The organism is Pseudacidovorax sp. NFM-22, from assembly GCF_021401245.1.
In the GTDB taxonomy this organism is placed as follows: Bacteria; Pseudomonadota; Gammaproteobacteria; order Burkholderiales; family Burkholderiaceae_C; genus Xenophilus.
On record NZ_JACBFY010000007.1, the window covers coordinates 25,417 to 46,041 of the forward strand.

16 protein-coding genes and 1 pseudogene are annotated in these 20,625 nt (G+C 69.7%); 8 read left to right on the forward strand and 9 right to left on the reverse strand.

From position 1 onward, the window contains the following. Positions 1 to 177 precede the first annotated feature (177 nt). The 3 genes from L0984_RS23010 (at position 178) to L0984_RS23020 (ending at position 5,565) form a co-directional block, all read left to right on the forward strand. Entirely contained in the window at positions 178 to 1,410 is a 1,233-nt protein-coding gene (locus L0984_RS23010; protein WP_234196676.1) for an AAA family ATPase, read from the forward strand. Beyond that, positions 1,407 to 2,489 (forward strand): ParB/RepB/Spo0J family partition protein, encoded by a 1,083-nt coding sequence (locus L0984_RS23015; protein WP_234196677.1) that lies wholly within the window; start codon positions 1,407 to 1,409, stop codon positions 2,487 to 2,489. The genes L0984_RS23010 and L0984_RS23015 overlap by 4 nt, the downstream gene beginning before the upstream one ends. A 1,210-nt stretch (positions 2,490 to 3,699) precedes the next feature. Then, entirely contained in the window at positions 3,700 to 5,565 is a 1,866-nt protein-coding gene (locus L0984_RS23020) for a phage integrase family protein (RefSeq protein WP_234196678.1), read from the forward strand. On the opposite strand, the gene L0984_RS23025 is transcribed toward L0984_RS23020, so the two are convergent. The 3 genes from L0984_RS23025 to L0984_RS23035 all read right to left on the reverse strand — a co-directional run bounded on the left by L0984_RS23025 (position 5,550) and on the right by L0984_RS23035 (position 10,190). After that, entirely contained in the window at positions 5,550 to 6,164 is a 615-nt protein-coding gene (locus L0984_RS23025; protein ID WP_234196679.1) for a DUF4142 domain-containing protein, read from the reverse strand. The genes L0984_RS23020 and L0984_RS23025 overlap by 16 nt on opposite strands. A gap of 137 nt (positions 6,165 to 6,301) precedes the next feature. Then, the gene (locus tag L0984_RS23030) at positions 6,302 to 8,905 is read right to left on the reverse strand and encodes a membrane-bound PQQ-dependent dehydrogenase, glucose/quinate/shikimate family (RefSeq protein ID WP_234196680.1); all 2,604 of its coding nucleotides are present in this window, start codon (positions 8,903 to 8,905) and stop codon (positions 6,302 to 6,304) included. Between the two features lie 268 nt (positions 8,906 to 9,173). Then, entirely contained in the window at positions 9,174 to 10,190 is a 1,017-nt protein-coding gene (locus L0984_RS23035; protein ID WP_234196681.1) for a tyrosine-type recombinase/integrase, read from the reverse strand. 208 nt (positions 10,191 to 10,398) lie between these two features. On the opposite strand from L0984_RS23035, the gene L0984_RS23040 reads away from it, so the two are divergent. From L0984_RS23040 to L0984_RS23060, 5 genes are all read left to right on the forward strand, one after another. Further along, on the forward strand, positions 10,399 to 10,953 hold the full coding sequence (locus tag L0984_RS23040) for a hypothetical protein (protein WP_234196682.1): 555 nt from the start codon (positions 10,399 to 10,401) through the stop codon (positions 10,951 to 10,953). After that, entirely contained in the window at positions 10,953 to 11,441 is a 489-nt protein-coding gene (locus L0984_RS23045) for a DUF421 domain-containing protein (RefSeq protein ID WP_234196683.1), read from the forward strand. Before L0984_RS23040 ends, L0984_RS23045 begins: the two co-directional genes overlap by 1 nt. A 95-nt stretch (positions 11,442 to 11,536) precedes the next feature. Continuing rightward, positions 11,537 to 12,838, forward strand: coding sequence for an aspartate aminotransferase family protein (locus tag L0984_RS23050; protein ID WP_234196684.1), 1,302 nt, complete (start codon positions 11,537 to 11,539; stop codon positions 12,836 to 12,838). Positions 12,839 to 12,906: 68 nt separating this feature from the next. Continuing rightward, positions 12,907 to 13,827, forward strand: a complete 921-nt coding sequence (locus L0984_RS23055) for an RNA polymerase sigma-70 factor (protein ID WP_234196685.1) — start codon at positions 12,907 to 12,909, stop codon at positions 13,825 to 13,827. A gap of 33 nt (positions 13,828 to 13,860) precedes the next feature. Continuing rightward, complete coding sequence (locus L0984_RS23060) at positions 13,861 to 14,328, forward strand: carboxymuconolactone decarboxylase family protein (RefSeq protein WP_234196686.1); 468 nt, start codon at positions 13,861 to 13,863, stop codon at positions 14,326 to 14,328. Positions 14,329 to 14,376: 48 nt separating this feature from the next. Here L0984_RS23060 and L0984_RS23065 read toward each other — a convergent pair whose 3' ends face one another. The 6 genes and pseudogenes from L0984_RS23065 to L0984_RS23090 form a co-directional block, all read right to left on the reverse strand. Further along, the gene (locus L0984_RS23065; protein WP_305079923.1) at positions 14,377 to 14,982 is read right to left on the reverse strand and encodes a helix-turn-helix domain-containing protein; all 606 of its coding nucleotides are present in this window, start codon (positions 14,980 to 14,982) and stop codon (positions 14,377 to 14,379) included. 275 nt (positions 14,983 to 15,257) lie between these two features. Beyond that, on the reverse strand, positions 15,258 to 15,629 hold the full coding sequence (locus L0984_RS23070; RefSeq protein ID WP_234196688.1) for an antibiotic biosynthesis monooxygenase family protein: 372 nt from the start codon (positions 15,627 to 15,629) through the stop codon (positions 15,258 to 15,260). Then, positions 15,626 to 15,985, reverse strand: a pseudogene (locus tag L0984_RS23075) (NIPSNAP family protein). The gene L0984_RS23070 and the pseudogene L0984_RS23075 overlap by 4 nt, the downstream one beginning before the upstream one ends. A 126-nt stretch (positions 15,986 to 16,111) precedes the next feature. Then, positions 16,112 to 17,221 (reverse strand): catalase family protein, encoded by a 1,110-nt coding sequence (locus L0984_RS23080; protein WP_234196689.1) that lies wholly within the window; start codon positions 17,219 to 17,221, stop codon positions 16,112 to 16,114. Further along, positions 17,218 to 19,509 (reverse strand): FdhF/YdeP family oxidoreductase, encoded by a 2,292-nt coding sequence (locus L0984_RS23085; RefSeq protein WP_234196690.1) that lies wholly within the window; start codon positions 19,507 to 19,509, stop codon positions 17,218 to 17,220. Before L0984_RS23085 ends, L0984_RS23080 begins: the two co-directional genes overlap by 4 nt. Positions 19,510 to 19,639: 130 nt before the next feature. Beyond that, positions 19,640 to 20,557 carry a LysR family transcriptional regulator gene (locus tag L0984_RS23090; protein WP_234196691.1) on the reverse strand — a complete coding sequence of 306 codons (918 nt, stop codon included), beginning with the start codon at positions 20,555 to 20,557 and terminating at the stop codon, positions 19,640 to 19,642. Positions 20,558 to 20,625 lie beyond the last annotated feature (68 nt).

Below are 20,625 nucleotides of genomic sequence, written 5' to 3' on the forward strand. Positions count from 1 at the left end.
GGGTTTTCTCGATGCTAAAGGTATTAAAGGGATTGAAGGACTTAGAGTCTTTCCTAAAGGCAATCTAACCCCCAGAAATCGAATCACACCGCAGATGCGGTGGCCTTGACGTTTTTCCAGCCATTTCACGGAATTCCGTCAAGCGGCTCGGTAAACTCGAGCGATCAGGAGTTTCATATGGCATCTTCCCCCCTTCCAGCCCCTAGGCCCATCAGCCTGTCAGACATTGCCGCGCAGGCCGAGCGCGCGGTTGCCATGATGGAGCAGATTCGCTCCGCCATGTTGGCGCCCACTGCCCGCAAAGAAGCCCCCATGTTCAGCCTCTCCCAGCTGGCCAGCTTGCTGGAGATGGAAAAAGGCTCGATCTCGCACCGGCTAGGCAAAGGCGACCTGCCGGCGGGGCGGCTCAACGCATCGGGCAGCCGACGGGAGTTCACGCTGGCCGAAGCGCGTCAGTGGGTTCGCGAGTACCGCAAGGACCGCCTGCGGCCCGAGGGTGCCGAAGCCGTGACCATTTCCATCGGCAACTTCAAGGGCGGCGTGTCAAAGACGACGACGGCCGTCACCCTGGCGCAAGGCCTGTCGCTGCTGGGGCATCGCGTGCTGGTCATCGACACCGATCCTCAAGGTTCGCTGACCACGCTGTTCGGCATCCTCCCAGACACGGAAGTCGAGGAACAGGACACCATCCTGCCTCTGGCCATGGGAACGGAGACCTCGATTCGGTACGCGATCCGCTCCACCTATTGGGACGGCATCGACCTGGTGGCTGCCGCGCCCGTGTTGTTCGGTGCAGAGTTCGCGCTCCCTGCGCGGCAGACGCAGGAGCCCGGTTTCGAGTTCTGGCGGGTGCTGGACCTCGGCATCGACGACGTGCGTGGCGACTACGACGTGATCGTGATCGACACCCCCCCTGCCCTGTCGTACACGACCATCAATGCCTTCATGGCCTCCAACGGCATCATCATGCCGTTGCCGCCGAATGCCCTCGACTTTGCTTCCGCCTCGCAGTTCTGGAGCCTTTTCTCCGACCTGACCGGGGAACTGCTCACCAAGCGAGGTTTGGACAAGCATTTCGATTTCATCCATGTGCTGCTGGCCCGGGTCGATTCGGCCGACGCCGCCAGTACGGTGATCCGCCAATGGATCGGCCAGACCTATGCGGAAAAGGTGCTCCCCGTGGAGATTCCCAAGACCGCCGTCACCGGAGTGGCCAGTGCTGAGTTCGGCACCGTGTACGACGTGTCCCGCTACGACGGAAGCGCCCGCACCTTCAAACGTGCACGGGACGCCTATGACAGCTTCGTTGGGCAGATCGAAGGGTCAGTCCGCGCCGTGTGGAACGGGCAGGCCGGGGTGTTGAACGGTTCAACACCCCCGGTCAACTCGCCTAAGGAGGGTCGTCGATGAGCAAGAAGCTTGCAGCCAAGGCGAGCCTGATCCAGCTGCCGCCCTTTCGCATGCCGCCTGCGGTGCCGGCGGCCCCGTCCGTTGACGACCAGCCCCGCGAACTGCCGGTCAGCCCCACGGGTGCGCCATCCGCAGCCAGCGCCCCCAACCCGGAGGCGCGACCCAAGACCGCGCCCGGGTCCATGGCGGTGTTCATGGCATCGCAGTCGGCGGCGGTGAAAGAGGCGGAAGAGCTGAAGCTCAAGCTGCGCGCCTTCGAGGGTGCGGTGCCGATGAAGGCTTTGGATCCCCGGCGGATCCGCGCTTCCCGGTGGGCGAACCGGCATGCCAACGCGCTTGCCGACAAGGCCTTCGAGGAGTTGAAGGCGGACATCGCGTCGAGCGGGACGAACGTGCAGCCTGTCTGTGTCCGTGCGCTGGCTGTAGGTACCGATCCGTCGGCCGACTATGAGCTCGTGTTTGGCCACCGTCGACATCGCGCCTGTCTGGAACTGGGCATCCCCGTCCAGGCCATCATTGCGGACATCGACGACAAAGGCCTGTTCGAGGCCATGGAGCGCGAGAACCGCGCCCGCAAGAACCTCAGCGCCTGGGAGCAGGGCATGATGTACCGGCGGGCGCTCGACAACGGGCTGTACCCGTCCCAGCGCAAGCTCGCCGAAGCGGTGGGCGTCGATCTCTCGCTGATCTCCAAGAGCCTTGCGCTGGCCCGTTTGCCCGATGCAGTGGTCGAGGCGTTTCCGTCGCCTCTCGACGTGCAGTTCCGTTGGGCACAGCCGCTCAGCGAAGTGCTGCAGCGGGACCCCGAAGGCCTTGTCGCACGCGCCAAGGAACTGAAAGCCAGCAAGGTGGCGTTGAATGCCAAGCAGGTGCTCGACGCCCTACTGGGCCAAGCCGACAAGGTGTTGAACCGTTCAACAACCCCGGCTGAACGGCGCTTGGGCAGGGCAGGGCAGGGGGCTGTGCTAGCTGCGGACGCGACCGGCCGAATGACGCTGCGCTTCGACCCGGGTGTTCTGACACCGGCGCGTGAAGCGGCGCTGATCGACTGGTTGAACGCGCAACTCGAGGCAGACTGATCGCGCGCGGTGGTGTTGAACCGTTCAACACCACCATTTGAGCGTCATGGTGCCGGGGCCATGACCACTTGGAGGAGGGTGTTCATCCACCCTCCGCCTTGTGTCCCCAGATTCCCGAATTCTTCCTCTCTGGCAATGGCGCGGCGCTCCGCCGATGCATGTACACAGGTCTGGTACTTCGCATCACCATTTCGTCCCCGCGCCCCATCTCCCCCTGCAACGCGGCAGGCCCTGACCCTGCGTCCGAATTGCGCCGGCATCGCACACGGTCTAGGTCAGAAGCCTTGCCAGACGCCCACGCTTGCGCTGCACTGTTGCTACACCGACTGCTGACCGAGTTCATCTCATCCTCTCAAACACTCGGGGGCGGGACTCACCCCTCGAAGGTCGGGCACCCGCCCTGCTGAGGCGCGCTCGTCTGTCGGCGCAAGAACGTTGGCATCCATTGCCGGGCGCTCGGCGTGCGCCGTCGACGCCGTCTCAAAGCTGTCGGAAATCGTCTGCAGGCAGGGTTCAACCCTGCCGATGTCACTTGCTCTCGGCCATGCGCCGCATAGGTACGCCTTCCTCTGATTGAGCACCCGCCGCAATTCGTAGCCGGGATGGGCTTGTACTCGGAAGGGGGGAATCCTGAGATCCTGTTGATCTGCAGGGCAGGGCAGGGCAGGGCAGGGCAGGGCAGGGCAGGGCAGGGCAGGCGTGCCGATCAGGAGCCCGGCATTCCAGTGACCTCGGAGGCGGGCCGCGCCGACTTCGCCACGGCGAGACGTGGATGCGCCGGGGCAGGATCGCTCCATCGATTCGGGCCTGTCCAAGGCGCCAAGGAACGAATGACCATCCGCGCCCCGCTCCAGCCGCGGACCCGTGGCTCTGCTGCTTCCAGGAGGCCGCTCGCGCGCTCAGCGTGCCCCTGTTACACCGACCGATGGTTCGCCACTCCCAGACGCCGTCTGGTGGGGGCGCGCTCGACTGCCCATATCCAATGCAAAAAGTCCTTGTCGATCAACCAGTTGCCAAGGAATCAGAAGGTCTTCGGAGAAGAAGTCGGCGCTAAACCTCCAAAAAACCGTGTATTGGTAATAAACTCAGCGCGCCGACCAAGCTCCGGCTTCCGGTTCTACAACCGGAAGAAGCTGAGTGACGTCCAAGGCAGCACGTGCGCTCCACGACGTCGGTCCCATGCCGCCCTCAGGCCACCACCCTCCCACCCATGACGCCCGCTCGCGCCTCCAAGGCTGCCCCCGTCTCCGCACCCGCTGCGAAGCCGCGGGCGCTGCATCGCGGCCATTTCGCCTTCATGCGCGCCGTCATCCAGGGCATCGATGCGCGGCAGGCATGGTCGCGCTACATGCAGGGCGAGGAAGACCGCGTCGACGAGCGGCTGATCCGCCGTGTCATCAACACCTACCGGGACGAGCTGGCGGCGGCGGCGCGCCGCCATGCGCGTCCGGGCACCGCCCGCCTGGTGCTCATGGACGCAAGCAGGCTCCCCGACGCCAAACGGGTCCGTCCGACCCTGGAAGAGTTCGCGCTGGAACGCGGGCTCGAAGACTTCTCGCTGGAGGACCAGCTCGCCGCCTTCGAGGAAGCCTGGGGTGCCGAGACGGAGGACCGTCGTCAGCAGTCCAAGCGCCGGCGGCTGGTGGACCGCCAGCTGGAGGCGCTCTCGTGGCTGGAGGGGCTGGCCTCCCGCGCCCCCAGGGCCGACGACCCTGTGGAGGATTGGCTCGCGCCCGCCCTGGCTCAGCGCGTCGCGGCGGCGGGCATGCCCACGTTGCGCAGCGTGGCGGACCGCATCCAGGCCGTCGGCGTGCGATGGTGGACGACCGTGCCGGCCGTCGGTCCCACCAAGGCGGCGCGCATCGTCGAGTGGCTGCGTGTCCATCAGCAGGAGACGGGTCTGGCGCTGGGCCCCCACGCCTTCGCGCCGATCTCTCGCGTGGGTCGCGCCGCCTTGCAGCCCGTGGTGCCCCCTGCGACCGCGTTGCGTCCGCTCGAGAAGTTCGTGGTGCCCGAGCCGCTGCGCGGCAGGACCGGGCGCTTCCGCGCACCGCTGGCCCTCTGCCGGATCGCTGCGGCCGACGACCTGGAGGCAGTGGCCGTCTGGCTTCAGGGCCGTTGCCGCCGCACGGGCGGCGGCGAGGCTGCGGTGCCCGCCGAAGAGACGCGGCGTGCCTACCGCAAGGAAGCCGAGCGCCTGCTGCTGTGGGCAGTCCTGGCCCAAGGAAAAGCGCTGTCCTCGCTGGACAAGGAGGACTGCGCCGCATACGTCGCGTTCGTCCGCTCACCACCCCCGGAATGGTGCGGTCCGCGTCACCACGAGCGCTGGTCGCCCCTCTGGCGGCCGTTCGAAGGTCCCCTGCGCGGCGCCGCGCTGCAGCGTTGCATCGCCGTGTTGCGGGCGCTGTTCCGATTTCTGAACGACTCCGGCTATCTGACGCACGATCCATCCGGCGGGCTTCGGGGAGAGGGCGGGGGAGGGGCGTCCGACGCTTCCACGCCGAGCGCGGCCCAGCCCATGGCGCTGGATGTCCAGCAATCCTCCCTCAGGGTTCCGGCGACGCCGGGCCTGGTACGCGCCCGGCGCGTAGCAGCATGGTTGCAGGAAACGGACGTCCAACCCGGCGCCCTGGCCCGCGCTCGCTGTGCGGATCTCGTTCCACCCGCGGCCGCCGACGCTGCTGACACACCGTGGCGACTGCGTGTGCAAGGGCAGCGGCGCGGCAGGCGCAGGGCGGCGCAACAGGATGCGATGCTGGCGGTGCCGGCCGCCCTGGTCGCGCAGCTGCAGTCGCTGCTGCGCACGATGGGCCGCCCGGCCGATCCGTGCGACGAAGTGAACGCGGAACTTCCCTTGATCTTTGATGTACGCGACGGCCGCGTCGTCGGGCTGAGCCGAGGAGGTGTCTACAAGGCCATCAAGCGGCTCCTGCACCACTGCAGCGTCGGCATGCCCGAGCCGCAGCGGCAGGCGCTGCAGGCCGCATCCCCCCAGCGCCTGCGCCAGCACCGGGTCCGTGCGCAGGCACCGTCAATGAATGCAGCGGACGCGGCCGCCGATCACTTGCGCGCCTGAGCGCCGTGCAGGCCCTCGGCATGCTGAAGGTGCTTCTGCACCACCGGCAGAGTCTTGGCGGCGTACGCACGCAGGTCGTTGTCGCCGGTCTCGCGCTCCACCCGCTGCAGCTTCTCGACCGTCTGGCGATGGTCGGTCACGCCCACCATGCGGATGTACTGCTTGTCGAAGGCCTCGCCGCTCAACGCCTTGAGGCCCGTGGCGACGAGCTTGTGCTTGGCGTCGGGCTCCGTCGGCAGCTCCACGTTCTTGCCGCGGGCGAGTTCCTGCAGCTCGGAAAGCGCCTTCTGATGGTCTTCCACCATCTGGCTGCCGAAGCGCTTCACCTCCTCGCTGCCGGCCTTCTCCTGCGCCAGGCGGCCGGTTTCGATCTCGGCCAGGTTGGCCTGGGCGAGGTCCCGCATCATGCGCTGGTCGGCGACTGCGACCCCGGGCGTCTTCTGGGCGGTGGCCCGCTGCGCGGGCGGCTGGGGCGCCGCGGGTGCGGTGGGCGAGGTCTGCGCCTGCTGGGCGGCGGCGTTGGGCAGCAGTGCGGGGCCGAGGGCGAGCGCGGCGGCAAAGCCCAGGACATGCAGACGGGTGGCTTGTTGGCGGTTCATGAAGGTCCTTTTCTGAAAGAAGGGCGGCGCCGAAAAGCGCCGGCCTTCGTCCAGACTAGGCAGCCAGTCCGCCCTCTCCGTCGGACGATTCATGCCCCGGCGTGGGACCCCGGGGCCGGACCGCCGACCCCTTTGACTTACGGCGACCGCGTGGCGGCGGGCAGGGCGTAGGCGCGCACCGCATCGCCTGGCTTGGTGCCCGTCGAGCCGTGACCACCCGCGGCCACGAGCACGTACTGGCGGCCGTCCTCACCGGTGTAGCTCATCGGCGTGGCCTGGCCGCCCGCAGGCAGGCGGTCTTCCCACAGCTGGCGGCCGCTGCGCACGTCGTAGGCCCGCACATAGTTGTCCAGCGCGCCGGAATAGAAGGCCACGCCGCCCGCCGTCATCATCGGGCCGCCGATGCCGGGCACGCCCATGCGGAAGGGCAGGGGCAGAGGCGACAGGTCGCGCACCGTGCCGTTGCGGTGCTTCCAGGCCAGCTGGCCCGAGCGCAGGTCCACACCCGCCACATAGCCCCAGGGCGGCGCTTGGCAGGGCAGGCCGACGGGCGACATGAAGGGCTTCATGGAGGCCGCGAAGGGCGCACCGAAGTTCTCATTGAGCGCGGGCAGGGAGCCCTTGGGCGGCCCGCCGTCCTGGACCATCAGCGTGGTGTCGTCGGGCCGGCGCACCAGCCGCGACACGAAGGCCAGGTACGTCGGTGTGGTGAAGGCCCAGCCGTGCTGCGGATCGACCGCGATCCCGCCCCAGTTGAAGACGCCGAAGTTGCCCGGGTAGATGATCGATCCCTGCTCCGACGGCGGCGTGAAGCGGCCTTCGTAGCGCAGCCGATGGAAGGCGATGCGGCAGGCGAGCTGGTCGAACATCGTCGCGCCCCACATGTCGCGCTCGGCCAGCGGCGGCGGCTCGAAGGAGAGGGCGGACTTGGGTTGCGTGGGCGCGGTGTGGTCGCCTTCGGCCGCGCCCTGCGGCGCGGGCCGTTCAGTCACGGGCAGCAGCGGCTGGCCGGTGCGCCGGTCGAGCACGAAGAGCTCGCCCTGCTTGGTCGGCTGCACCAGTGCCGGCACGCGCTGGCCGCCGATGTCCAGGTCGATCAGCGTGGGCTGCGAGGGCACGTCGTAGTCCCACAGGTCGTGGTGCACGGTCTGGAAGTGCCAGCGCACCCGGCCGGTCGCCAGGTCGAGGGCGACCACCGAGGACGAGTAGCGCTCCACCGCCTCGCTGCGCTTGCCGCCCCACTGGTCGGGCGGCTGGTTGCCCATGGGAACGTAGACCATGCCCAGGGCTTCGTCCACGGACGAGATCGACCAGCTGTTGGGCGAGTTGGGCGTGTAGGTGCGGCCCGGGGGCAGGGGTGCGGTGTCGTCCGGATTGCCCGAGTCCCAGTTCCAGACCAGGTCGCCGGTCTGGATGTCGAAGGCGCGTATGACGCCCGATTGCTCCTTGGTGGACGCGTTGTCCAGCACCGTGCCGCCCACGATGATGAGCCGTTCGGTCACCACCACGGGCGAGGTCGAGTAGTACGCCCCCGGCCGCACGTTGGGCATGTGGCGCCAGAGGTCGATCTGCCCGCTGCTGCGACCGAAGTCGGCGCACACGGCACCGTTCTCAGGGTTGAGCGCGATCACGCGGCCATCGGCGGTGGGCATGAAGAGCTTGGCGGGGCAGCTGGGCGCCGTGGGTCCCTGGCGCGCGGCCACCGGAAGGGGCTGGGTCGCGGGATGGCTGTCCTCCTGCTTCGAGTCTTCGCCGGTGGGGGCACTCATCGGGGCCGGGTTGGCCGCGGTGCCGGCGCCGGGACGTGCCGGCGCAGGTGCGGTGGCGGCCTCCGTTGCGGGTTGTGCCGCCGTCTCGATGGCGCTCTCTGCCACCGACGCGGCGTGGTACGAAAGGCCCCGGCAGGTCAGGTGCTGCAGCGCGAGGTCGCCCGCGATCTGAGGATCGAAGCGCCACAGCTGCTTGCCGCTCGTCGCGTCGAGGGCGATGACGGACTGGTGCGGCGTGCACAGGAAGAGCCGGTTGCCGATCTTCAAGGGCGTGACTTCGAAGGTGGTCTCTTCAGGATCGCCCGGCCGGCCGCGCAGGTCTCCGGTGTTGAACTCCCACGCCAGCTTCAGCTGGTCGACGTTGGCCGGCGTGATCTGCGACAGCGGTGAGTAGCGCTGGCCTTCGCCCGTCCGGCCGTAGGCATGCCATTCGCCGGGCGGGACGGCAGGGGAGGGCGGCTGCGCCGCCGCGGCCGCTGCGGCCTGCAGCTCGCCGTCGACCGCATGCGGCGCGCGGAACCAGGAGGCCACTGCCAGCGCGGCCGACGCCACCAGCACCAGTCCGAGTGCCGCCCTGCCGCGACCCACCGCCGCGCTCGCGGGCGACGCCACGATCTTCGGCCGCAGCCCGCGTTCCAGCGGCCGGGGGCGTGCGATGTCGCGCGACAGCGCCCGGCGCATCCAGGGCAGCACCAGCCAGAGTCCGAGCACGAAGAGCACGTCCAGCCGCGCGGCCAGCGGCCACCAGTCGAGCCCCACCTCCCACAAGGCCCAGGCGGCCGAGCCGAGCAGCAGGGCGGCATACAGCCACAGCGCCGACGCGGCCCGCCGCATCAGCAGGATGCCGGTCACGGCAAGCACCGCGCCGGCGATCAGGTAGTAGGCGCTGCCGCCCAGGGTGAGCAGCCAGACGCCGGCCGCAGCCAGCGCCAGGCCGAGCAGGAGGAAGAGGACGCCGGTGATGCGTGCCATGGGAGCCTTTCGCGATGAGGCGCCGCATCCCGCGGCCCGGCGGGCACGCGTCGACGGCGCAGGAGGTACACGCCGACGAGGTTGCCGCCGACACGGCCGCTGCGCTGTCGGTCATCGCCCGGCCGGGCTGTCGTCATACGCGGGGAGCTGCGGCGCCCGCTCCCGGGCCAGGGCGCCTTCATGCGGCATGGCGATGCGGTCTGCGATCGGCTTCGACCCTTGGCATCGACACCATGGTTGCCCTGGCGTTGGGGCGCGCGCCTGCGCGTCACACCACGACTTCGGGGTCCGGGAGCACGCGGTCGTACCGCTTCATTTCGCCCGGCTCCACGCCCATCCATCGCGCAACCATCTCGGGCCGGGTGCCGCGGCGCAACTGCCGCAGCGCGAAGGTGTGCCGCAGCCGGAACGAGCCGCCGGCGCCGCCGCGTCCTGCCACGCCGGCGGCTTCGAGCACCTTGCGTGCGCACTGGTACTGCGAATCGGCCAGCCACGGCTTGCCGGTGCGGGTGGAGGGGAACAGGAACTCGCCAGCGATGCGCGAGGCCGCGCGCACTTCCAGCCAATGGTGAAGCAACTCGGCCGCCCAGGGCGCGACCGGCGTCTCGCGGGCCCGGATCGTGCCGTTCGCGGGCACGCGCAGCTTCCAGGTGCGGGCCTTCGGTCCCACGCCATTCATCACGGGGGACGCCAGGGTGAGCGCGCGCACGTCGCTGGGCGCCAGCCCGGCACCCAACTGGAGCGCGACGGAGGCGCGGTTGCGCACCTCCTGCCAGGGCAGGCTGGCGAGGGCGGCGAGGTCCTGGCCCGGGCGGGGCCGAGCGGCGGACAGGTGGGTCAGCAGCTGCCCGGCCTCCTGGGGCGTCAGCACCTCGGGTGGCGGGTCGGCCTGTTGCGATTCGGCATAGCGCACCTGGGGATTCGCGCGGACCCAGTCTGCAGGGGCGCGATTGGGACGGCGGCCGGTGCGGCTGGCATGGTGGGCCAGTACCCGCTCGATCAGCCGCATCAGCCGCAGGGCGTAGCGGGGCGAGAGGGACTGGTCCGACGCCTTGCGCCCATAACGCGCCGCCTGGAAGGCATGCAGGTCGCGCGGGTCGACGGTGTCCAGCCGGACGGCGGGGGACTGGCCGATGCACCAGGTGGCAAAGCTCTCCCACATCGCGCGGTAGACCTCGTGGGCCCCTGGCTTGCGCAGCACGCCGGCGCCCTGCTGGTCGGCAGCCCATGCCTCGAAGGCATGCTGGAAGTCCACGGAGATCGGGGGAAGGGACGTGTCGATCATGGGAGGGGAGACGCCACAGAAAATAAGTTAACGGTCGAAGTGTCTCCTGGATTGGAGGCTGGCTTGATGTGGTGTTAGGTTTGCCGTTAACTTATTTATTGGGCACCCTGCCGGCTCCCCCACCGATGGCTGGCACGGCCCGTCAACGCCCGCTGACGTACAAACCTCCCCAATCCGGGACGATCACCCGCGGTAACCACCCGCATCCATGTCCCAAGAAAACAACCCGCTGCCCATGACCCGGGCGCCTGACGGCATCGTCCGGGCCCACACATTGCCGCACAAAGGACTGGTCCGGCATGCCAGCCCCTTGTCACTGCTGGTACTGGGCGGGGTGCTGCTGCTGGGCGTATCGGGCCTCCTCGGTCATGCAGGAATGGACCGCGACACGTACCGCAGCGACACGCCGTCCCACACCCTTGATGTCGAGATGCCCGTGGTGATCCGCACCGGCGACTTCTTCGAGACGCGGTTGCACGTCAAGGCCGGCGCGGACATCGGCAAGCTCACCCTGGCGGTACCGGTCGGCCTGTGGCGGGAGATCACCGTCAACGCGATGGTCCCTCAGCCCGAGTCCGAAAGCGCAGACGGCGAGGCCTACACCTTCGACTTCGGCCCGCTTCGCGCCGGCAAGGAGATGCGCATCAAGATCGCGGCCCAGGTCAACCCGCGCCTGCATGGCGTCCTCGAAGGCGACCTCGAACTGCGCGATGGCGAACGTGTCCTGGTGCGTGCGCCGCGCCGACTGCGGGTGCTGCCCTGATGGAAGTCGTCCTGCGCGCCACCGCCATGTTCGCGGTCGTATACCTGCTGGTGCGGGTCCTCGGCAAGCGCGAACTGGGACAGATGACCCCCTTCGAATTCATCGTCATGGTCGTGGTGGGCGACCTGATCCAGCAGGGCATCACGCAGAACGACTTCAGCCTGACCGGCGCCACGCTGGCGATCAGCACCTTCGCCTTCTGGGGTGTGGTGCTGAGCTGGGCCTCCTATCTGTCCCCCAAGGCCGAACGGCTTCTGGAGGGCGAGCCGCGAGTTCTCATCCAACATGGCCGCCTGCTGCAGCACAGCTTGCGCCGTGACCGCCTGACGCGCTCGGAGATCGAATCCGAGATGCGCCTGGCGGGCATCGCATCGATGCGCGAGGTGGCATGGGCCGTGCTTGAACCCAACGGCAAGATCAGCTTCATCAAGCGGGAGGAGGGCGCCGACGAGCCGTCGCGGCAGCAGAACGATCAAGCCGCGAGCTGAGGGCCAATCCTTCGGTATGAGGCCGAGTTGTGCGAGCGTGCACCCCTTGCGACCTGAGATGATCCGTTCGCCCCGACACCGTTTTTGCGCCCGACATGACCGACGCCCTCTCCCAATCCCTCGAAGCCGCCATCGACCGCTACGCGGCCAACAACCCCATCAGCCGCCGTCTGCTCGACGAAGCCGCCACCGCCATGCCCGGCGGCAATACGCGAAGCGTGCTCTTTCACCCACCGTTTCCGCTCGCGATGAGCAGGGGCGAGGGCTGCCGCCTGTGGGACGAGGACGGTCACGTCTATCTCGATGCGTTGGGGGAGTTCACCGCAGCGCTCTACGGGCACTCCAACCCGCAGATCCGCGCAGCCATCGCCGAGGCGCTGTCGGCAGGTCTGAACCTTTCCTCCCACACGGCGCGCGAGGCGGCGCTGGCCCGCGAGATCCAGCGCCGCTTCCCCGGCATGGCGCTGCTGCGCTTCGCCAACTCGGGCACCGAGGCCAACCTGCTGGCTCTGGCCGCCGCCAAGGCCCACACCGGCCGCAGCAAGGTCATGGTGTTCGAGGGTGCGTACCACGGCGGCGTCCTGACCTTCGGCGGCGGCCCCTCGCCCATGAACGTGCCGCACGACTTCGTCTTCGCGCGGTACAACGACCTGGGCAGCGTAGAGGCGCTGCTCGCCGCCCATGGGCCCGATGTGGCCGCCATCCTGGTCGAGCCGATGCTGGGCGCCGGCGGCACGATCCCGGGTGATCCCGCCTTCCTGCGTGGCCTGCGCACCCTGGCCTCCGCCCACGGCGTGCAGCTCATCTTCGACGAGGTCATGACCTCGCGCCTGTCCTTCGGCGGACGCCAGGCGCTGCTCGACATCGCGCCCGACCTGACCACCGCCGGCAAGTACCTGGGCGGCGGCCTGTCCTTCGGCGTCTTCGGCGGCCGGGCCGAAGTCATGGCCCCCTTCGACCCGCGCCGGCCCGATGCCCTGGCCCATGCCGGCACCTTCAACAACAACGTGCTGACCATGGCAGCCGGCCTGGCCGGGCTGACGCAGGTACTCACGGCCGAGGCGCTCGATGCGCTCAACCGCCGCGGCGATGCGCTGCGCGAGCGCCTGAACGCCACGCTGGCGGACCAGGCCGTCGACATGCAGTTCACTGGTCTCGGCTCGCTGATGACGCTGCATGCCACGGCCCGGCCGGTGCACTCGCCGGCCGACCTGGCCGGCACGGACGGCCGCGCCAAGGACCTCGTCTTCTTCGCTCTGCTCGAACGCGGCATCTTCATGGCCCGCCGCGGGATGATCGCGCTCTCGCTGCCCTTCGGCGACGCCGAGTGCGACACGCTGGCCGCCGCCTTCGAGGACGCGATCCGCACCCATCGCGACGTGCTTCCCCGCCGCTGAGCGCATCCTTTCGGCAGCGCCCTCGCCACGACCTGTCACAAACGGCCCGGCCCATCCGTCTGCCGGACATGAGCGACACGACCGACCTGTTCATGCGCCTGCGGCCCCGGCTGCATGGCATCGCCTACCGCATGCTCGGCTCGCCCGCCGAGGCGGAGGACGTGGTACAGGACGCCTGGCTGCGCTGGCAGTCCAGCCCGCACGATGCGCTCGAAAGCGCCGAGGCCTGGCTGGTCACCATCACCACGCGCCTGGCCATCGACCGGCTGCGCAGTGCCCAACACCAGCGCGAGCGCTATGTTGGCACCTGGCTCCCCGAGCCGCTGATGGCCGACGGGGCCGCGCCCTCGCCCGAGGCCCTGCTGGAACGGGCCGACGACCTCTCGGTCGCCTTCCTCGCGGTGCTCGAACGCCTGGCCCCGGAGGCCCGCGCGGCCTTCCTGCTGCGCGAGGTCTTCGATGCGGGCTACGACGAGGTCGCCCGCACCCTGGACAAGAGCGAGGCCGCCTGCCGGCAGATCGTGCACCGGGCCCGCACCCAGTTGCAGGACGCACGGCCCCGCCATCATGTGCCGCCCGAGCACCAGTTGCGCCTGCTGCGCGGCTTCGCCGACGCGGCTGCCAGCGGTCAGTTCGCCGACCTGCAGGCCTTGCTGGCCGAAGATGCGCAGCTGGTCAGCGACGGCGGCGGCAAGGTGCCCAGCTTCGGCGTTCCGCTCGTGGGATCGCGCCGCATCGCCCAGCTCTACTGGGCCGTGCACCGGCGCCATGGCGCACGCGTGCGCTACGAGGTGGCGGTGCTCAGCGGCCAATGGAGCGTGCTGCGCTTCATCGACGAGGCGCTCGAATCGGCCCAGACCTTCCAGACCGACGGTCGGCGCATCCAGGTCGTCCATACCCAGCGCAATCCCGACAAGCTGGCCCGCATCGCCGCCGCATTGGGCCGGCCGCTGGCCGCTGTCACAGGGGCCGTCTCCCGCTCGTCTTGAGGGTGTGTTCCACCCCTCTTCGAGATGACCGCCATGACCCTGCACGCCCAACCCCGCCTTTCCTGGATGCGCATCGCGCCCAGGCCCTACCAGGCCATGATCGCCGCCGGCGCCACGCTGGCCGAGTCCTCCCTCGGCCCGGTACTGATCGAGCTGATCAAGACCCGCGTCTCGCAGATCAACGGCTGCGCCTTCTGCCTCGACATGCATGTGCGCGACCTGCGCAAGCTGGGCGAGCCCTGGCAGCGCATCAACAGCCTGGTCACCTGGCGCGACGCGCGCCTCTACACCGAACGGGAGCGCGCCGCGCTGGCCTGGGCCGAAGCCCTGACGCACCTGCCCGATGGCCACGCAGGCCACGACGAGGTCTTCGACCAGCTGAGCGCGCATTTCAGCGAGCAGGAGATCGTCGAGCTCAGTTGGGCCATCGCCCAGATCAACAGCTGGAACCGCATGGCGGTCGGCATGAGCGCACCCGTGCCGGCGCAGGACATCGCCTGACGGCTCGCCACGACGCTGCGGCGCCACGTCGCCCCGACGGCCGCACGCTCAAGTCTCGGGCACCGTCATCCACCGACCCAGGGCCTGCAGACCGGGCGGTGTGACCGCGAGCGAGCGCTCGCCGTCGCGTCGGCGCAGCCAGCCGGCGTCCAGGCAATGGCGCAGCAGCGCATTGGCCAGCGGCCCCGCCAGATGGTCGCGGCGTTCCGACCAGTCCAGGCATGGCTTGGCGATGGCGGCGTCGGCCGGCTTGGCCTCCAGCCCGTCCAGCTTCACGCCCATGGCCACCAGCGCCTCACCGCCCGCCGCGGTCAGCCCGTAGCCGCCCGGCACGCTGCGCAACCAGCCCTGCCGCAGCATCGCGTCCAGCATCTGCACGCCCAGGCGGCCGGCCAGATGACCGTAGCAGCTGCGCGCACAGCGCAGGCGCAGCCGCGCCGGGCTGGACCAGGCCCGTGCGTGGCCTTCACGCTCGGCCACCAGCGCCAGCGCCTCCAGCACGCGCAGGATGTCCTCGCCCGCGAGCCGGAAGTAACGGTGACGGCCGCGCACCTCGGCCGTCACCAGGCCTTCGGCCTCCAGCCGGGCCAGGTGGCCGCTCGCAGTGGACGCCGCCACGCCGGCCGCGCGCGCCAGCTCGCCGGCGCTGGCCAGGGATGCGCTTCACGAATCGAGCGGCAAGTGGGCGCTGCGGATCGGGATGAGCTGCGAGGCGCAAAGCGCAGCAATAGCCCAGCTATTGCGAGCATTTGCAACGACGCAGATCGCCCGAGTCCGCAGATGCCCACGGCGCGCGCATTCGTGAAGCGCATCCCTAGGTCGCCGCCCATCAGGTAGGTCAGCATGCGGGCGCGGGCGGGCTCGGCGATCTGGGCCGCGACCCGGGCGATGCGGGGTTCGTCGGTGGGGGAGGTCATCCTGCGATCTTCTCAGCGCGCGGCGTCGTGCGCGTGGTGCATGGGGTGCGCCTCGCCGGAGTCCGCCGGCGCCTCGGCACGTTCATCGAGTCCGTAATCCCGCAGCACCTGGGCCACGCGCAGCCGGTAGCCGCGGAACAGGCCGCCGCGCCCGACTTGCTGCGCGCCGCGGTGGGCAGGCTGGTTTCGCCACTGCCGCACGGCGTCCTCGTCCCGCCAGAAGCTCAGCGACAACAGCTTGCCGGGCACGGACAGGCTCTGGAAGCGCTCCACGGCGATGAAGCCGTCGATGCCGCGCAGCTCAGCCGCCAGCCCTGCGGCGATCTGCAGGTACTGGTCCGTGCGGCCGTCCTGCGGCTCGACCTCGAAGATGACGGCGATCATGCTGCTGCTCCAACGGCAGGCTGCGGCAGCTCGGCCGGCCGCAGCCAGGCCTCCGGCACGACCTCCAGGAAGCGCCGCTCCTCCCGCAGGATGAAGCGCTCGCGCTGGGCATAGGCAAAGTTGGCGCGGCCCTCGGCATCGTCGGGCAGGCGGGCGCGGTAGGCCTCGTAGGCGGCCAGGCTGTCGAAGGCGACGAGGCCCCAGGCCTCGACATTGGAGCCCTCGTGCGGCAGGAAGTAGCCCAGCAGCTGGCCGCCGCAGCGGGGAATGATGCGGCCCCAGGCCTAGGCATAGAGGCGGAAGGCCTCCTTCTGGAAGGGGTCGATCTCGTAGCGGATGAAGCAGGTGAGGGTCATGGGCACTCGAACTGATGAAGTGCCCCGAGCGTAGGCGCCGCGTGCGGGCAGATGCTTCGGGTTGGGCCGAAGCGTCACGGCGCATGCGGTGACCGCGCCGCTACCCGCGGCGCCGAGTCTTCGCCCTCAGTCGGGCAGACCGTCCAGCGTGGTGGGTTGCGCGACCGAGGTGCGGTTGCCCGTCTCGCGGTATGCCGCGGCGGCCACGTAGGCGATGCGCCGCACCCGCATGATGGAGCCCAGCGGCCGGTGCGCCGCAAGCCCGTGCCAGGGCGAGAAGGCCATGCCATCGTCGACGGCCTTGACCCGCGCTTCGCTCCAGGCGTTCTGCGGCCCGGCCATCACGCGGGCCACCGTGACGTAGGGACTGCGGTCCTCCGGCCACTGGACCGTCGCGTTCTCGATCGGCATCGTGTCGAGGTCGGTGCACAGTTGCACCTGCAGCGCCCAGATGCCGCCCTGCGTGCGGAAGTGCTCGACCACCGCGTCGCGGATGGCGTTGGGACTGTCGCCCATGTCCAGCACCTGGTCCTTGAGCGCCAGCAGCTCGGGCGACACCGGCGTCATGCGCAGCTTGGCCATGTAGCGGCCGTAGAGCACCGGCACCTGGGTGAAGAAGGTCTCGCCCAGCAGATGCGTGAGCGGATGCGCGCCCATGGCCTTGAGCGCGCCGCTCTCGCCGCCTACGGCCTCCAGCGTCTTCTCCACGCGGCGCAGGGCCGCCGAGAGCAGCTCCTTCGCCTTGGGCGCACGGTCGGTGGTGGCGGCCAGCAGCTTGAGGTTGCCCAGGAACTTCTTCGCATTGGGCGTGCTGAACACGGGCCCGTTGATCATGATGAAGTCCTGCGTCACCTCGCCTTCGGAGCCTTCCATGCGCTCGCCCGGCACGCCCACCAGCTTCAGGGCCACGCCGCGCGGCGTCGACACCTTGTCGCTGAGCAGGTCGCCCGGCGGCGTCGACAGACGCATCACGGCCGGGTAGCGCCCGGCGGTGGCGAACAAGCCCCGGGCGTACGCGGGCGGCAGGCCGTCCAGCACCTCGACCTCGGCGCGCAGCAGGCCATGCGACTTGGCATGCACGCTGCGATAGGCATGGCCCTCGTCGCGGTGCACCTTCTGTGCGACCTGGATCATCGTCTCGACCAGCTCGCGCGCAGTCTGCAGCTCGTCCTCCTCGGTCTGCTCGAACTCGGGCCGATAGGGCAAGGGCGTGACGGCGGCGGCGGGTGGGGTCATGGGGCAAGGGTCTCCGGTTGGACGAGGATGGGCACCGACTTGTAGGCCGGCACATGGCTGCCTTCCGCGTGATGCCACAGCGGCACCAGCGGATTGCATTCGGGGTAGTAGCCGGCCACGCAGCCTTCGGGGATGTCGTAGGCGCGCACGGTCAGGCCGCGCACCTCGCGCGGCACGCCGTCGTCCACGGCGGTGCGCACGTCGATGCGCTGGCCGGGCTGCAGGCCATGACTGGCGATGTCGGCCTCGTTCATGAGAAGCACGTGGCGCGTGCCGCTCACGTCGCGGAAGCGGTCGTCCAGGCTGTAGATGGTGGTGTTGAACTGGTCGTCGCTGCGCACCGTCATCAGGCGCAGGGTCTGCGGTGGACGGCCGGGCGCATCGGGGTCGGCCACCAGCGAGCCCGGCACGATGAAGTTGGCCTTGCCGGTGGGCGTCTTCCAGTCCCTCTCGCGCGCCGCATTGGGCTTGGGAAAGCCGCCGGGCTGCACGAAGCGGGTCTCGAAGCCGTGGAAGATCTGCGGATAGGTGGCTTCGATGGCCGCCCGCACGCGGGCATAGTCTTCGCGCCACTCGGCCCAGGGCACCTGGGCGGCATCGCCCACCGCGGCCTGCGCCAGCGCACTGACGATGGCCAGCTCGGAGCGCAGCCGCGCGTCTGCCGGCTCGCCCACGCCCTGCGAGGCGTGGATGAAGCCGGTGGAGTCCTCCATCGACACGCGCTGCTCCTTGCCCGCCTGCCGGTCGATCTCGATGCGGCCGATGCACGGCAGCAGGTAGCTCATCTCGCCCGGCACCAGGTGCGTGTGGTTGAGCTTGGTCGCCACATGCACGGTGAGCGCCAGCCGCGCCCAGGCCGGCTCCAGCCGCGTGCTGTCGGGCACCGAGCGCAGCAGGTTGCCGCCGAGGTTGAGCATCGCCCGCACGCTGCCGTCGAGCACGCCTTCGCAAGCGCCCACCGTGTCACGCCCCTTGTCGCGCGGCGGCTCGAAGGCGTATTGCCGGGCCAACTGGTCCAGCGGCGCCAGCTCGGGCTTTTCGGTGATGCCCACGGTGCGCTGGCCCTGCACGTTGGAGTGGCCGCGCACCGGGCAGATGCCCGCACCCGGACGGCCGATGTGGCCACCCATCAGCAGCAGGTTGCACAGCATCTGCACGTTCTTCACACCCAGGCGGTGCTGCGTCAGGCCCATGCCGTAGACCGCGATCACCGACTTGGCGCCGCCCACCGTGGCGGCCACGCGCTCCAGTGCCGCGCGAGGCAGGCCCGATTCGCGCTCGATGTCTTCCCATGACTGCTGCGTCACCCAGGCCGCGAATTCATCGAAGCCGTGCGTGTGCTGCGCGATGAATTCGTGGTCCAGGCCCTGCCCGCCGGCCGCCGCGGCCGTCAGCAGGGCCTTGGCGACCCCGGTCATGGCCGCGAGGTCGCCACCCACCTTCACCTGCAGGTATTGGGTCGAGACCGTGGTCGAGGCCGGCGTGAGCATCTGCGTCGGCGATTGCGGATCGATGAAGCGCACCAGCCCCGACTCGCGCAGCGGGTTGAAGCTGATGATCGGCACACCCCGCTCGCGCGCCTCCTTGAGCGAATGCAGCATGCGCGGGCTGTTGACGCCGGGGTTCTGCCCCACGAAGAGCAGGCAGTCGGCCTCCGCGAAATCCTCCAGGTGCACCGTGCCGATGGGCACGCCGATGCTCTGCGGCAACGCGACCGAGGTGCTCTCGTGGCACATGTTCGAGCTGTCGGGCAGGTTGTTGTTGCCGTAGACCCGCGCGAACAGCTGCCAGGCGTAGCTGGTCTCCAGCGAGGCGCGGCCCGATGCGTAGAAGACGGCGGACGTCGGGTCCTCGGCCCGCAGGCTGCGCAGGCGGGCCGCGATGTCGGCGATGGCCTCGTCCCAGCTCACCTCGACATAGCGGTCGGTCGCCCGGTCGTAGCGCATCGGCGCGGTCAGCCGCCCGCCGGCTTCGAGATCATGGTCCGACCAGCCGCGCAGCTCGCTCACCGGATGGGCGTCGAAGAACTCGGGCGACAGGCGACGCGAGGTCAGCTCCCATGCCGTGGCCTTGGCGCCGTTCTCGCAGAACTCGGCCACCCGGGGCTCGGCCGGCTTGGCCCAGGCACAGCTGACGCAGGCGAAGCCATCCGTCTTGTTCTGCTGGAGCAGGGCACGCGTGATCAGCGCGACGTTGCCTTCTTCCAGGGTGTAGCGGGCCACGGCCTTCAGCGACTGCCAGCCGCCGGCGGCCATGGGTTCTTGGGGATCGGTGGAACTTCGGGTCATCGCACGAGCGTCGGACCGCCTCACGCATCGCCGCGTCGTCCCGGGCGCGCCCGCGGCGTAGGCCAGACGGCCAGCCCGTGTCATCCACCGCGCAGGCGGGGCCGCCGCGCCCCGGATGGTCAGCCTGCGTTCAGCTTACCGGCGGCATCTGCTGCGCGACGGCGACGATCTGCTCGCGCACCCAGCGCACGCCGGGGTCGTCGTCGCGCAGGCGGTGCCACTGCAGCACCTCGGTCAGTCGCGGCGTGGGCATGGGCGGCGACAGCAGCCGCAGCGGCATGGCCTGTACGAACTGCTGGGCCAGCCGCGTCTGGATGGTGGCGATGCGCCGCGTGCCCACGATGAAGCGCGGCATCAGCAGGAAGCCGTGGGCCACCACCTCGACGCGACGGTTGCCGCCATGCTCGTTGGCATACCACTGCTCGAACCAGGGGTTGGCCCCCAGGTCGGCCTGGTAGACAACATGACCGAGTTCCACATATTGCGCGGCGCTGATGCCATCGGCCAAGGCGTCGTTCTGCGCACAGGCGACGACGTGGTAGGTGTCCTCGAACAGCAGCTCCTGCGGATGGTCGGCCAGCGTCAGGTGCGCGGGTGTGACCAGCAGGTCCACGCGGCCCTGGTCCAGGTCCTGCGCCATGGCGGCATGCGTGGGCCGCACGTCGAAGCTCAGGCCCGGCGCCATCTGCGCGATGCGGCGCAGGGCCTCGGCCATCAGCACCTGCACCACGTAGTCGGAGGCGATGACCGTGAAGTGCCGCCGCGCCGTGGCCGGATCGAACTCGGGCTGCACGCCCAGCGTGGCATCCACCTGCAGGATGATCTGGCGCACCGGCGCGATCAGCGCCTCGGCCCGCGGCGTGAGCTGCAGCGTGCGCCCGACGGGCACGAGCAGGGCGTCGCCAAAATAGTCGCGCAGGCGCGCCAGCACGCCGCTCATCGCCGACTGCGTCATGTGCAGCCGCTCGGCGGCGCGGGTCACGTTGCGCTCGGCCAGCAGCGCGTCGAGGGCCGCGAGCAGGTTGAGGTCGATGCGTTGGTAGCGCATGCAGGTCGTCTCCGGTGGGGCGCCGATCATAAGGAGGCGCCTCGCGAAGGCGGGCCCGGGCTGCGCAC